Source organism: Aquabacterium sp., assembly GCF_041909175.1.
Taxonomy (GTDB): Bacteria; Pseudomonadota; Gammaproteobacteria; order Burkholderiales; family Burkholderiaceae_C; genus Aquabacterium.
Map to the genome: position 1 here is coordinate 201,575 of NZ_JAYRDZ010000003.1, position 13,483 is coordinate 215,057.

The 13,483-nt window shown below is 61.4% G+C and carries 16 protein-coding genes and 2 tRNA genes; 16 read left to right on the forward strand and 2 right to left on the reverse strand.

Features of this window, described 5'->3' with window-relative positions; translation table 11 throughout:
• Positions 1-44 precede the first annotated feature (44 nt).
• From pal to ACE3PH_RS05940, 5 genes are all read left to right on the forward strand, one after another.
• Complete coding sequence (gene pal, locus ACE3PH_RS05920) at positions 45-578, forward strand: peptidoglycan-associated lipoprotein Pal (protein ID WP_374317072.1); 534 nt, start codon at positions 45-47, stop codon at positions 576-578.
• Between the two features lie 30 nt (positions 579-608).
• The gene (ybgF, locus tag ACE3PH_RS05925; RefSeq protein ID WP_374317073.1) at positions 609-1,412 is read left to right on the forward strand and encodes a tol-pal system protein YbgF; all 804 of its coding nucleotides are present in this window, start codon (positions 609-611) and stop codon (positions 1,410-1,412) included.
• A gap of 4 nt (positions 1,413-1,416) precedes the next feature.
• Positions 1,417-2,211, forward strand: coding sequence for a ThiF family adenylyltransferase (locus ACE3PH_RS05930; RefSeq protein ID WP_374317074.1), 795 nt, complete (start codon positions 1,417-1,419; stop codon positions 2,209-2,211).
• A 31-nt stretch (positions 2,212-2,242) separates the two neighbouring features.
• Positions 2,243-2,318, forward strand: a tRNA-Lys gene (locus ACE3PH_RS05935).
• A gap of 139 nt (positions 2,319-2,457) precedes the next feature.
• Positions 2,458-2,533 (forward strand) — tRNA-Lys (locus tag ACE3PH_RS05940).
• A 167-nt stretch (positions 2,534-2,700) separates the two neighbouring features.
• On the opposite strand, the gene ACE3PH_RS05945 is transcribed toward ACE3PH_RS05940, so the two are convergent.
• On the reverse strand, positions 2,701-4,674 hold the full coding sequence (locus tag ACE3PH_RS05945; protein ID WP_374317075.1) for a PhoX family phosphatase: 1,974 nt from the start codon (positions 4,672-4,674) through the stop codon (positions 2,701-2,703).
• Between the two features lie 282 nt (positions 4,675-4,956).
• On the opposite strand from ACE3PH_RS05945, the gene nifA reads away from it, so the two are divergent.
• Positions 4,957-6,630 (forward strand): nif-specific transcriptional activator NifA, encoded by a 1,674-nt coding sequence (gene nifA, locus ACE3PH_RS05950; protein ID WP_374317076.1) that lies wholly within the window; start codon positions 4,957-4,959, stop codon positions 6,628-6,630.
• 72 nt (positions 6,631-6,702) lie between these two features.
• Here the strand turns inward: nifA and ACE3PH_RS05955 are convergent, their stop codons facing one another.
• Entirely contained in the window at positions 6,703-7,071 is a 369-nt protein-coding gene (locus ACE3PH_RS05955; RefSeq protein ID WP_374317077.1) for a nitrogen fixation protein NifQ, read from the reverse strand.
• Positions 7,072-7,363: 292 nt separating this feature from the next.
• On the opposite strand from ACE3PH_RS05955, the gene nifB reads away from it, so the two are divergent.
• From nifB to nifT, 10 genes are read left to right on the forward strand one after another with little or no spacing between them, the layout of a single operon-like run.
• On the forward strand, positions 7,364-8,944 hold the full coding sequence (gene nifB, locus ACE3PH_RS05960) for a nitrogenase cofactor biosynthesis protein NifB (protein ID WP_374317078.1): 1,581 nt from the start codon (positions 7,364-7,366) through the stop codon (positions 8,942-8,944).
• A gap of 28 nt (positions 8,945-8,972) precedes the next feature.
• On the forward strand, positions 8,973-9,167 hold the full coding sequence (locus tag ACE3PH_RS05965) for a 4Fe-4S binding protein (protein WP_374317079.1): 195 nt from the start codon (positions 8,973-8,975) through the stop codon (positions 9,165-9,167).
• Positions 9,168-9,181: 14 nt separating this feature from the next.
• On the forward strand, positions 9,182-9,589 hold the full coding sequence (locus tag ACE3PH_RS05970; RefSeq protein ID WP_374317080.1) for a HesB/IscA family protein: 408 nt from the start codon (positions 9,182-9,184) through the stop codon (positions 9,587-9,589).
• A gap of 20 nt (positions 9,590-9,609) precedes the next feature.
• Entirely contained in the window at positions 9,610-10,224 is a 615-nt protein-coding gene (locus tag ACE3PH_RS05975; protein ID WP_374317081.1) for a hypothetical protein, read from the forward strand.
• Positions 10,221-11,036, forward strand: a complete 816-nt coding sequence (locus ACE3PH_RS05980) for a 4Fe4S-binding leucine-rich repeat protein (protein ID WP_374317082.1) — start codon at positions 10,221-10,223, stop codon at positions 11,034-11,036. Before ACE3PH_RS05975 ends, ACE3PH_RS05980 begins: the two co-directional genes overlap by 4 nt.
• Entirely contained in the window at positions 11,029-11,364 is a 336-nt protein-coding gene (locus ACE3PH_RS05985) for a nitrogen fixation protein NifZ (RefSeq protein ID WP_374317083.1), read from the forward strand. The genes ACE3PH_RS05980 and ACE3PH_RS05985 overlap by 8 nt, the downstream gene beginning before the upstream one ends.
• A gap of 8 nt (positions 11,365-11,372) precedes the next feature.
• Complete coding sequence (locus ACE3PH_RS05990) at positions 11,373-11,690, forward strand: nitrogen fixation protein NifZ (RefSeq protein WP_374317084.1); 318 nt, start codon at positions 11,373-11,375, stop codon at positions 11,688-11,690.
• A complete protein-coding gene (locus ACE3PH_RS05995; RefSeq protein ID WP_374317085.1) occupies positions 11,665-12,054 on the forward strand; it encodes a hypothetical protein in 390 nt (129 codons plus the stop codon). The genes ACE3PH_RS05990 and ACE3PH_RS05995 overlap by 26 nt, the downstream gene beginning before the upstream one ends.
• Entirely contained in the window at positions 12,051-13,256 is a 1,206-nt protein-coding gene (locus ACE3PH_RS06000; RefSeq protein ID WP_374317086.1) for a cysteine desulfurase family protein, read from the forward strand. Before ACE3PH_RS05995 ends, ACE3PH_RS06000 begins: the two co-directional genes overlap by 4 nt.
• Positions 13,253-13,471 (forward strand): putative nitrogen fixation protein NifT, encoded by a 219-nt coding sequence (gene nifT / locus ACE3PH_RS06005; RefSeq protein WP_374317087.1) that lies wholly within the window; start codon positions 13,253-13,255, stop codon positions 13,469-13,471. Before ACE3PH_RS06000 ends, nifT begins: the two co-directional genes overlap by 4 nt.
• Positions 13,472-13,483: the final 12 nt, after the last annotated feature.

The window sequence follows — 13,483 nt, forward strand, 5'->3', positions numbered from 1 at the left end:
TGACGCCGTTTGCTTGTCTGTATGTTGATATAGGAGAAATTGAAATGAAGGCTTCCCGCTACCTCTTGTTGAGTTTTGCCAGTGCTGCCGTGCTGCTGGCTGGTTGTGCATCGTCCGTGAAGCTGGATCAGCCCGCACCGATCGTGGACAACAGCGCTGCATCCAAGAGCGGCTCTGGTTCCACGGGCTCGGCCTCGGCTGTGGCCCCGGTGGTGGTTGATCAAAGTGCTGGTGCAGATGCCAACGCCAATGTGGCCCGCGTGGTGTATTTCGACTTCGACAGCTATGTCGTGAAGGACGAGTTCCGCCCTGTGGTGGAAACCAATGCCAAGATCCTGACGAAGTCGCCTGCCAAGAAGATGATGCTCGAAGGGCATACCGACGAACGTGGTGGCCGCGAGTACAACCTGGCCCTGGGCCAAAAGCGTGCTGAAGCGGTGCTGAAGTCGCTGACCCTGCTGGGCGTCAAGGGCGAGCAGCTCGAAGCCGTGAGCTATGGCAAGGAGCGTCCTGCTGATGCAGGCCACACCGAAGAAGCCTGGGCCAAGAACCGCCGCGTCGAGCTGAAGGCTCAGTGACCCACTGACTGTTGAGAAAGGACTACCCGGATGAGTGCCAAGCTGATGTTGGGTCGGGTGCGCCCCTGGGTGGTCGCGATTGCCGCCCTGGGCGGTGTGATGCAGGCGCAGGCAGGTATCTTCGACGATGATGAGGCCCGCCGTGCCATCCTGGAGTTGCGCGAGCAACGCACGCGCGACCAGGAACAATTCAAGGCCCTTGAGTCTCAGATCGAGCAACTCAAGAGCGGCCTGCTCGATATGAATGCCCGTATCGAGCAGTTGCGTCAGGACCTCGCCTCTCAGCGTGGTGACAACGAAGTGCTCGGACGTGATTTGTCTGATCTGCAACGTCGCCAGAAGGATCTGCAGCAAAGCGTCGATGACCGCGTGCGCAAGCTGGAGCCCCAGACTGTGACAGTCGATGGCAAGACTTTCCAGGCCGAGCCCGACGAGAAAAAGCAGTTCGAAGACGCGCTGACCAAGCTGCGTCAGGCTGACTTCGATGGCAGTGCTGCTGCCCTTCAGACCTTCCTCAAGCGCTTTCCTACATCGGGCTATTACGACTCGGGCCTGTACTGGCTGGGCAATGCGCAATATGGTCAACGCAACTACAAGGACGCGATGACCACATTCCGTGCCTTGCTGGCGCGCACGCCTGACCAGGTGCACGCGCCTGAGGCCATGCTCTCGATTTCGAGTTGCCAGACCGAACTGAAAGACACCAAGGGGTCTCGCAAGACGCTGGAAGACCTGGTCAAGCAGTATCCCAAGAGCGAAGCAGCCCAGGCGGCCAAAGACCGCTTGACCACGCTGGGCAGCGGGACTGCAGCTGGCAAGTCGCGCAAGGACTGAGCGGGTGACGGCATCCACGGTGAGTCAGGCGTCCTGCCACACGGACGCCGATCTGGAGCGCCGGTTTGGCGGTCTGCGTCGGCTGTACGGCGAGGCGGCTTATGCGCGCTTGCGGGCAGCCCGCGTGGTGGTGGTCGGCATTGGTGGCGTCGGTTCGTGGGCTGCCGAGGCCCTGGCTCGCAGTGGCGTGGCTGAACTCACGCTGGTTGATCTGGACCACGTGGCCGAGTCGAACATCAACCGGCAAGTGCATGCGCTGGAGCGCACCTTGGGTCAGGCCAAAGTGCTGGCCATGAAGGAGCGCATCGCTGACATCCATCCTGGTTGCCTGGTGCACGATGTGGATGAGTTCGTCGATGAGCAGAATGTGGCGGATTTGCTGCAGGCCAACCCGGTTGATGCGGTCATCGACTGTTGCGACCAGGTGCGGGCCAAGGCGGCCTTGGCTGCATGGGCCATGCAGCATGGTGTGCCTGTGGTGATGGTGGGGGCCGCCGGCGGCAAAAGCCGCCCCGAACTGGTGGAAACAGCCGATCTGGTCGAGGTGACGCATGACCCTTTGCTGTCGAATGTGCGGCAACGGTTGCGTCAACGCCACGGTGCGGCCCGCAAAGGGCGCATCGGTGTGCACTGTGTGTTTTCTCGCGAAGCCGTGCGTCCGCCCCAGGATGCCACCTGTGACACCAGCGGTAACGATGGGTCGCTGAATTGCCACGGGTATGGCTCCAGCGTGACGGTCACCGCCACATTTGGACTGGTTGCTGCAGCGGAAGTGATCAACACCTTGATCAAGACGTAAAAAGCAGCATATAATTTAAGGCTCATCTGCCGGGTCGGTAGCTCAGTCGGTAGAGCAGCGGACTTTTAATCCGTTGGTCGCGAGTTCGAGTCTCGCCCGACCCACCAGCCACACAGTGTTGCGGCTAGCTGATGAAAAAATTGCAAGACTTGCTTGCGTAGCCGAAAAAAATCGGTATATAATTCAAGTCTTCGCAGCGTACCCAAGCGCTGCAGCCAAGCTGAAAAGCAAGGCGAAAAAATGAGCGGGCTCTTAGCTCAGTTGGTAGAGCAGCGGACTCTTAATCCGTTGGTCGAGTGTTCGAGTCACTCAGGGCCCACCAAACTTTCAAAGCCACCTGCGCAAGCAGGTGGCTTTTTGTTTTGTTGGGGGGTACGTGAGGAAGCAAAAAAGCCTCCGAAGCAGGGCCTCGGAGGCTGTCAAAGGATGCTGCCTTGCGGCAGTGAATCCCGTCCTCTTGTTTGCGGAGAGAACGTCTCTCAGGAGAGATCAGGTGGCTGACAGCGAGGTGCTGACGGGCAGACCGGTCAGGTAGCCCACGGCAGCGCCGAAGCGGTTTTCATAGTTTTCGTTGATGGTGGCGACCACCGTGGTATTAGCCTTGACGATGCTGTGGATAGACTCCCAGTCGCCGGGGTGCTGGAAGTTGCTCAGCACGTAGGCGAAGCCATTGATGTCGTCAGACATGTGCAGGCCGGTCGATTCAGCACCGGTCGGGCACGACAGGATGCGGGTCAGTGTCTTCGTGTCCACGTTGTAGGCCCACAGGAAGTTGTTGACGTGCATGCCGCTGTCTTCGCCGATGAACAGGGTGCGCAGCTTTTCCGAGAACTTCAGGTTGTCGGGGTTGGCAATCTTGTCAGGGTTAGCTGTGTTACCCAGGCTGTCCGAGCTGATGTCTTGGCCCAACAGGATGAACTTTGAGCTGGTAGGCACCCATTCGCTGTTGATGGCGTGGCCGTCGGAGTCCACCTGGCCGCCGGCCATGGTGTGCTCCAGCACGCCACCGGCGTTGATGGCGGTGGCAAAGTTGACGTTCAGTGACGAAACGTTGCTGCTCTTGCCGGTGACCATCGAGTCCTTGATGGCGGAGATGGCCGAGTAGGCCTTCTTGTCGGCGATGTTGACGGTGGTGCCTTCCATCTTGGTGAAGGCCAGGCTGCCGCCCTTCATGGCAGCGTAGCGGTGGGTTTCCAGGAAGGCTGCAGCCTTTTCCTTGCCCGAGATGGCGCGGACCCACACGTTGGTCTTGTTCAGCACAACCTTGGTGTAGCTGCTGTCGCTGGGGTCGGTGGTCACCGAGTTCATGATGTCCGTGCAAACGATGCCGCCATCGACCAGGGCCTTGATTTCGTCGCTGGTGGCCGAGCCCAGCTTGATCCAGCTGATGGAGCCGGTTGAGGTGTCGTTCAGCTCGGTGGTGTACTTGGCCACATACAGCGTGCCGGCAGACAGGTCCTTGGCGGTGTCGGCCACGAACATGAACAGGCCGCCGTTGGTGGCATCGTCACCCATCAGCGCGGTGCGGTTGTCGGGCATGACCTGGATCAGTTCATGCGAAATGCGGCCCATGCAGTAGTGTTTTTTGATGGTGCCGGTACCGTCGGGGTTCACGGTCACCTCAGGCAGGTGGCCGTAGTGATAAGGGTTGGCGGTGCTGCTGTCGCCAAACAGGTTGGTGCTGAAACCACGCAGGGTGGACAGTGGTTGACCCAGGGCACCCTGATCGAACGCATCTGGCTCATATTCTTCAGAAGACAGGTGGGTGCCCCAGGGCGACAGGCTGGCGCCGCAGGTGATCCACAGGCCCTTGACACCGGAAGTGTCGACATTGTGGTACTTGACCAGGCTCAGCTCGCCGGTGGTCTTGTTTTGGTCCAAGGTGAGCACGGCAATGGGCGAGGGCAGCAGACCGTACATCGAGGTCAGTGCCTGGTTGCGGGTGGTGTATTCGAACTGCACCACGGCAAACACGGTGTTGCCGGTGACGCCGGTCACGGTCGGGTTGCTGACAGTCAGCAAGGTGCTGCCGTCCGGGCAATCGGAGAAGAACTGACGGGTGGCAAGGGCAACGGAGGTGTCGTAGATCGGCTCGTTGTCGATGTTGTAGTAGCCGCCAGCGATCACGGTTCCGCCCTTGCCGTCGGAGACCTGCTCGCCCGTGATGAAGAAGGTCTTGTAGCCCAGATCGTACGTCTTGGTGGTGTTGTCGCTGTAAGTGACCACCATGCTCGAGTCAACTGTGGTGGTGGCAATGTTTTCGGGGTTGGCCAGGGTGGGTGCGGCCATGCCGGTGAAGCTCACGGACGAGATTTTGGCGCTTGTGCTGGAGTCGTTGCTGCTGCCGCCGCCACCGCAGGCAGTCAGCATGGCCGTAGAGGCGCCTGCTGCGAGGGGGAACAGTGGCATGCCGCCAAGCAGCTTCACCAGATTGCGACGGGACAGGTCGGGGGTACGTGACATGGGAACAGCTCCGGTATGGGGTAAATCAATCGGAGGCGACGATAGAGGTGTCGTGTGACGTAGTCCTTACCTTTCTGTGAATCAAATGTGACAGCAAAAATAGTCACATTGATCAAGATCAAGTGTGCGGGTGCGGCTGGAAATTGACCGGATGTCAGGTGTGGTTTTTGCAGATGTTGATGTGAAGGACTCCGCAAAGGGCGTGCGTGCACGACATTCAGTCACAAGCTGAACCAAGTCGGTGAGTGCATGGCGGAGGCCGCACAGCGAGGAGGTGTTCCTATGGCTAGAGCGCACCACGAGCGGGCAAGCATCGAGCTGATGACGATCTATCAAATCAGCAAGATCCTGGGCTCGTCCCTGGACATCCATAAGACCTTCAGAGAGGCACTGAATGTATTGGTGTCCATGATGGGCTGGCGACGCAGTGCCGTGTTGCTGATGTCCGATGAGGGCCACCTGGTGGGACAGTGCGCAGTGGGTTACTCCCGCGACGAGGCGCAACGGCTGGAGTTCGCAGTAGGGGAAGGGATTGTCGGTCGGGTGTATGCCTCCGGCATGCAGATGGTGGTTCCGAATATTGCCGATGAACCGCTCTTTCTGAACCGTACCGGCGGGCTGGAGCAGACGCCTGCCGAGCAGATTGGCTACATCGCAGCCCCCATCAAGGCTGATCGACGAACACTGGGCGTGCTCAGCATGGACCGCATCGTCAATGAAGAGCACGCCTTGTTTGATGAGGATGCCCGCTTGCTCGCCATGGTGGCCACCTTGCTGGGGCAGAACCTGTTGTTGCATCGCAGTGTGGCTGCCGAGCACGAGCGCTTCACTGACGAATCCCGCCGTCTGGCCAAGGCCCTCAAGCCTGTTTACCAGTTGGACACGGTGATCGGCCGCTCCTCGCGCATGCAGCAGGTGTTTGGCGAGGTGCATCAGGTGGCGCCGGCACGCACCACCGTGCTGTTGCGTGGCGAAAGTGGCACCGGCAAGGAAGTGATCGCGCGGGCTGTTCACAACCTGTCACCACGCAAGGACCACCCATTCATCCGGGTCAACTGCGCGGCGCTCACGGAGTCGCTGCTTGAGTCGGAACTGTTCGGGCACGAGAAAGGCGCGTTCACCGGGGCCATGGGGGTGCGCAAGGGGCGCTTCGAGATGGCGCATGGCGGCACGCTGTTCCTCGATGAAATTGGCGATATCTCGGCCTCGTTCCAGGCGAAGCTGCTGCGTGTGCTGCAAGAACGTGAGTTTGAGCGGGTGGGGGGCTCCACCCCGATTCGGGTCGACGTGCGTCTGGTGCTGGCGACCAACCGCAACCTGGAAAAGATGGTGGCGGCGGGTGAGTTCCGTGCTGATTTGTATTACCGCATCAATGTGGTGAGTGTGTTCCTGCCGCCATTGCGCGAACGCAGGGAAGACATCCCACTGATGGTCGAACACTTCCTGTCGCGATTCAACAAGGAAAACGGACGGAAAGTGAAGGCCACGCCCAAGGCGATGAAGGTACTGTCAAGTTGCTATTGGCCTGGCAATGTGCGTGAGTTGGAAAACTGTGTGGAGCGCACGGCCACCATGGCGGCCAACAACGAGTTGACGGACCTCAGCTTCCCCTGCCACGAGAACCGCTGCCTGACGCAGGTGCTGCACCATGTGGAGCGTGAAGATGCGGTTCGACCAGGTCGCCCGGTCAACATCCCGGTGACCGAAGTGCCGATGCGCTCCAGTGAGGCTGAAGAATCGTACGGGCATGGCTCGGATGTCGCCGTGGCCGAGGCACCTCGCAGCGCGGTCGCCTCCGCGCCGTCGGACAAACCGGAAGGCGAGCGTGAGCGCCTCATCTGGGCCATGGAAAAGTGCGGTTGGGTGCAGGCCAAAGCAGCCCGCTTGCTCAACATCACACCCCGGCAGATGGGCTATGCCCTGCAGAAGTACGACATCGAGGTCCGCAAGTTCTGAGGGCCTCTCAGCGACACCAAGAGGGCACCGACTGGTGCCCTTTTTCATGGTCTGGCAGGGTAGAGGCGCGTCTCAGACTTCCGGTGCAAAGCACACGGACACTTCCTCGCAAGACTCGCAATGAGGTGACTTGCAGATGAGCACCTGCGCCCGTTCGCAGATCTCGCGGTAGAGGAACTTCTTCCAGCGCATGTTCTGGCTGTTGCGTGCCTTCAGTGCTGGAAAGTGGCGCTGCATCAGGGTGTTGAGTTCGGCCCGGTCTGTCAGCCCCAGGTCCTGCCAGAGGTGGTTGGGGCCCATGCTGCATTCGGCAATGCGCGCAATCAGCATGCGGGTGGTAGGACTGTCGTCTGCGGCGTATTCCTGCAGCAGGCGCGCCACGTCGGCGATCTCGTCAGCCAGCATGGCTTGGAGAACCTCTGTGGGCAGCATTGTGTTCATGACAGGCCTCCAGTCGGGTAGGGGCACGCAGATGTGCTGAACACCCTGAGGGGCAAAAGCCATGCCATGCGTGTTTCCCTCTGAGCGGCTTCCATGTCGGGTCCAGACGCTGTCAGCTTTGTCAGAGAACCGACAGCACGACGTCGACAGACGTGTGCCAAACCTGCCAAGCCTCACCCAAGTGAAACGCTATGGAATGTCTAAGTGATTGATTTGAAATGGTTTTAAGGGTGGCACGGAACTGGCAAAGGCCCTCTCAGTCGGGCGGCTCGCCCATGACCAGGGGAACTTCATGGACGCATCATCACTTGCATCAAAGGCCTACATTGGTATCGGTCAGATCCGCCCCTTGGGCGCCGCACCAGAGCCCGAATCGCACAGCGGTTGTGGCACCAGCGGTGGCTCGGGGAAATCGAGCTGCGGCTCGTCGGGTGGCCCTGACGACATGCCCCCGGAGATCTGGGAAAAGGTGAAGAACCATCCCTGTTACTCCGAAGAGGCCCACCACCACTATGCCCGCATGCACGTGGCTGTGGCGCCGGCTTGCAACATCCAGTGCAACTACTGCAATCGCAAGTACGACTGCTCGAACGAGTCACGCCCTGGTGTGGTCTCGCAAAAGCTGACGCCCGAACAGGCCGTCAAGAAGGTGCTGGCCGTGGCCAGCGAGATTCCGCAGATGACCGTGCTGGGCATTGCCGGCCCTGGCGATTCACTGGCCAACCCAAAGAAGACCTTTGACACCATGCGCATGCTTCATGAGCAGGCGCCGGACATCAAGCTGTGTCTGTCGACCAATGGTCTGGCGCTGCCTGATCAGGTCGACGAGATCGTCAAGTACAACATCGACCACGTCACGATCACCATCAACATGGTGGACCCGGCTGTGGGCGAGAAGATCTACCCGTGGATCTTCTGGGACCACAAGCGTGTCACCGGCTACGAAGCCGCCAAGATCCTGCATGAGCGTCAGATGCTGGGCCTCGAGATGCTGACCGCCCGCGGTGTGCTCACCAAGATCAACTCGGTGCTGATTCCCGGTATCAACGACGAGCACCTGATCGAGGTGAACCGCGAAGTGAAGAAGCGCGGGGCCTTCCTGCACAACATCATGCCGCTGATTTCGGAAGCCGAGCACGGCACCTACTTCGGCCTCAATGGCCAGCGCGGCCCGACTGCGCAGGAATTGAAGGTCGTGCAGGATGCCTGTGCCGGTGGGGCAAACCTGATGCGTCACTGCCGTCAGTGCCGTGCCGATGCGGTCGGCCTGCTGGGTGAAGACCGCAGCGATGAGTTCACGCTCGACAAGATCGAGGAAATGGAAGTGGTCTACGACCTGGACAAGCGTCGTCAGTACCAGGACAAGGTCGAGGTGGAGCGCCAAGCGCAGCAGGCTGCCAAGCAGGAAGCCCTGTCGGCCCAGACCGATGCCGACGGTGCCGTGGGCGACATCAAGGTCCTGGTGGCTGTGGCCACGGAAGGCGGCGGTCGCGTCAACCAGCACTTTGGCCACGCCACCGAATTCCAGATCTTCGAGGTGTCCGCCAAGGAAGCCTTGTTCGTCGGACACCGCCGCGTCGACCTGTACTGCCAGGGTGGCTTCGGTGAAGACGAGCAACTGCCGTCCATCGTGAACGCCATCAACGACTGCCATGCCGTGCTGGTGTCGAAGATCGGTGCCTGCCCGCGTGACGAGCTCAAGGCTGCGGGCATCGAGCCGGTGGACGCCTATGCCCACGAGTTCATCGAAAAGGCGGCCCTGAGCTGGTTTGCCGACTATTGCTCGCGCGTGGCGAGCGGAGAGATCACCCACCAGGCGCGTGGCGATGCCGTCATTCGCCAGGGTGCGTTTACCGCGGAAGCGGCTGCCTGACCCCCACTTGTTTGCGAAGGAGAACATCATGGCCCTCAAGATCATTGCCTCTACCTGCACCGGCTGCTCGGCTTGCGAGCCCGAGTGCCCCAACGTCGCCATCAGCGAAAAGGGTGGCGTTTTCAAGATCAACCCTGACCTGTGCACCGAATGCGAAGGCCAGTACGACGCGCCCCAGTGCGTGTCGGTCTGCCCGGTTGACGGCTGCATCGTCAAGGTCTGAAGGAGCACCTCACCATGATCCCCAACATGACCGTGACACAGGCCGCAGAGCGCTTCATGAAGCGCATGGTGCGGTTCTCCGGCCTGCCCACCACAGCAGGGTTCCGTCTCACCGTGACGCCGGGCGGTTGCTCTGGCTACAGCTCCGAATTCACGGTGGAAGCGGCTCCCCAGGATGGGGATCAGGTGTTCGACATCAACGGCATGAACCTGTTCCTGCCGGCACAAAGTCGACTGATGCTGGACGGGGTGACCGTGGACTTTGCCGACACGCCCACCCAGTCCGGCCTGACTTTCTTCAACCCGAATGCCGGTGCCTGCGGTTGCAGCAGCAGCGGTGACAGTGCCAGCACTTCGCCGCCCAGCGTCGCGAAGATCGAGATTGCCTCGATCCGTTCGTCGATGCCTCGGCCGGTGAACTGATTCGCACAAGGCAGGCCACCATGACGCCCCCGGCACCGTTCGATGCGGAAGGCGACTTCGATGTCGCCGTGCTGGGCGGCGGGCTGCCTGCCGAGGTTGAGGCGCTGATCCGTGACGCGGGGTTGATCCGTCAGGATCGTGACCGTGCCTTGCCCTTGCTGATGGAAGCCAGGGCGCTGGCACCACGGCATCCGGCCACCCTGATCGCCCTCTACCGTTTCCATTTTTACGGACATGACTTGCGCGCGGCGCGTGAAGTGGCCTGGGCGTCACTGCGCGTGGCTCGCGAGGCCATTGTCTCGGGCGCACCTGAAGACCGCCCCTGCGACGATGAACTGGTGCTGAGCGCGCCCATCACCGATGAACAAGCGCGCTTCGACCCCTCCGTGCGCTTCTATTTGTTCACGCTCAAAGGCCTGGCCTATCTGAGCCTGCGCCTGGGCGATCTGGAACTGGGACGCCGTGCCTTGCAGGTGCTGCAGACGTTGGACCCGCAGGACCGCGTGGGTGGGGCGGTGCTGGCCCAGGTGCTGGCGCGCGCCGAGGCAGGGCTGTTGGATGACGATGATGACAGCACCGTGCTGCATCCGCAGGCTTCTGCAGCCCCTTCACCGCGCGGCTGGAGCGCCCCATGATGGCTATGGACACGTCTGCACCGACCGCCACGGCACCAGGTGGCGACATCGCACCCATGGATTGGCAAGGCCAGGCACTGGACTGCACCAGTTGCGCCTACCGCGCGCTGCTGGAAGCCGGGCGGTGCGAGCTGGGCCGGTCCTGTGTGCAGGACTGCTATGCCCGCCGCATTGACCGCTTCATGCACTGGAATCCGCAACTCGCCAACGAGCTGCTGGACCACCCCTATTTCGAAGTTCGTGCCATTGCTTCCCGGTTCGCCGATGTGTTTCGCTTGCCGGAGTTGATCAACGACCCGGATGAAACCGTGCGGCTGCAACTGGCCTTGCGATTGCCGCAGCGTCAGCTCATGCGACTGTGTCATGACCCGCATCGTGAAGTGCGCATCCGCGTGGCCCAGCGCCTGGACACGGCCAACCTGTCTTCCATGATCCACGACGACGACTATGCCGTGCGCCAGGTGGTGGCGCGTCGCCTGCCCGTGGCCTTGCTGCCCTTGCTGGTCAGCGATGTGGAAAGCGAAGTGCGCGAAGAGGTGGCCCAGCGCATCGAGATGCCCGCGCTGATGCGTCTGATCGACGACCCCTCTGATGTGGTGCGCCGTGTGGTGGCCGAGCGCCTGCCGGCGCCCTTGCTGGGCCAATTGGCCCGCGATACCGATTTGCTGGTCCGCTGGGAAGTGGCCCAGCGTGCCCAACGTGACGTGTTGGTGTGGTTGCTGAAGGACCCTGATGACGAGATTCGTCAGGCGGCTCGCCAACGTCTGATGCCCGGTGACGCTGTGAACAACCCAGGAGAAGCCCATGGTTGATATCGCCCGTGATGACGATGTGATCGAGGTGGCCGAGCCGCCACGCTTCCATTACGGAGAGCGTGTGGTGAGTCGCAGCACGATCCGCAACGACGGCACTTTCAACGGCAAGGACATCGGAGATGTCCTGGTCAAGAAGGGCGACATCGGCTACGTGGTGTCGATTGGCACCTTCCTGCAGCAGTTCTACATCTATGCCGTCGAGTTCACCGAGCACGGCTATCGGGTTGGCATGCGTGCCAAAGAGCTGATGACGCTCGACAACCTGCCCGAAGACATCCTTGCTCAACTGGGCGAGCGTGCCGACGAGCTTCAGAACCTGAGATGAGGTCAGCCATGATGATCGAACCGCGTGAAGCACTGTATCAATGGGGCCAGCGAGTGGTGGCCCTGGTCGACCTGATCAACGACGGCACCTACCCTGAACGGCCGGACGATGCCGTGCTGGCCGAAGTGGGCAGCGAAGGCGAGATCGTGCAGGTCGGGCACCATGAAGAGGCCAATCAGCCGGTCTACATGGTCGACTTCGATGGCACCGTGGTCGGTTGCGTCGAAGAGGAAATCATGCTGCTGCAGGAGTTGCGCAACATGGTCACCGAAGCCCGTGGACAGGTGCCGCAGCCGGCTGATGACAGTCGGCCTGGTGCACCCTGATCCAGGCCGAAGCGAGGTGGCGGAGATGGCCGTGATGCAGCGTTCGTCCCGAGGATCCGTGCTGGACCTGGACCGCCGCCGCATACAGCGCGCGCTGCGTGAGCGGGTGCGCTACCGCTATGTGCAGCCGCATGTGGACCGGGTGGATGCCGGCTACATGATCACCAGCCCTTGTTGCTCTCGCAATGTGGACCCGGACGGTGGTGTCATCGAGATCGCGTGGCTTCAGCCCATCGAAGAAGGCTGGCGTGTGTACTCGCGCGACCACGCCAACCACGCCTGGATCTTGCAGGAAGAGTCCGATCAGTTGCAGGTTTTGCTGGACGTGATCTGTGTGGATGCAGAAAGGGTGTTCTGGCCATGAGTGCACTGAATCTCTACCTGGACAGCAACGCCACCACGCCGCCTGCAGCAGCGGTGATGCAGGCAGTGTTCGATGCCATGCAGGGGCATTGGGCCAACGCGTCATCTACACACGCGCAAGGGCAATTGTCGAAACAACTGCTGGTTGCGGACCGCGGCAAGGTGGCGCGCTTCCTGGGCTGCAAGCCTGCCGAAGTCGTGTTCACCAGTGGTGCCACGGAAGCCAATCACATGGCTTTGCGTGGCGGGATCGGCTTCAACAACCGCATGCGGCTGGTGGTGAGCGCGGGTGAGCACGCCGGCGTGATGAAACTGGCGCGCCATCTGGCAGGACTCCCTGGCGTCACCGTGGACATGATCCGGCTCACGCCTGATGGCGAGCTGGACCTGGCGCATGCCGCCGAACTGATTCGTGACGATGTGGCGCTGGTGTCGGTGATGGCGGCCAACAACGAGACCGGTGTGCTGATGCCCATTGGCGAGCTGGCACGCCTGGCACACGAGCGTGGCGCTATGTTGCACGTTGACGCCACCCAGTTGGTGGGCAAGCTGCCGTTTGACTTTGCACGCAGTGGTGCTGACCTGGCATCGGTTTCCGCACACAAATTTCATGGCCCCAAGGGCATCGGTGCCTTGCTGGTGCGCCAGGGGCTGAACTGGCCAGTGCTGTTCCAGGGCTCGCAGGAGCGGGCGCGACGCGGCGGCACCGAGAACCTGCCCGGCATCCACGGCTTCGCAGTGGCCGCTGAGGCGCTGACGCTGTCAGCCGAGGCCTGGGTCACGCGGGCATCGGCGTTGGCCGCCATGCGTGATCGCCTGGAGCAGGGCTTGCTGAGTCGCCTGCCAGGTACGGTGGTGTTTGGGCAGGTACAGACCCGTTTGCCCAACACCAGCTACCTGCGCTTCGGGCGTGTACATGCCGACGTCGTGCTGCAACGGCTGGAGCGCCTGGGTGTGATGGCTTCGTCAGGTGCAGCCTGTTCGGCTGGTGGCAATGAGCCCTCGCATGTGTTGACGGCCATGGGCGTTTCCCGCGAAGAGGCGCTGTGTGCAGTTCGCCTGTCCTTGCCCGATGACCTGCAGTCCCCGCAGATCGATCAGCTGATGGCCAGCCTCAGCGCCGAACTGGCCCCGCTCATGGCCGAGGCCCGTGCCACCCCCGATTCCCAACCATCCATAGCCCCACCAGGAGTGTTTGCATGAAAGTCATGATCCGCAAGGCCGCCAATGGCACGCTGTCTGCCTATGTGCCCAAGAAGGATCTGGAAGAGCCCATCGTCTCGATGGAGCGTCCGGAGATGTGGGGTGGCACGGTGACCCTGGCCAATGGCTGGCAACTCGCTTTGCCCGAGATGGCTGAAGGTACCAGCCTGCCCATCACGGTGGAAGCCAAGCGCACCTCGTCGGGCGACGAGTAAAGCAGGAGGTCG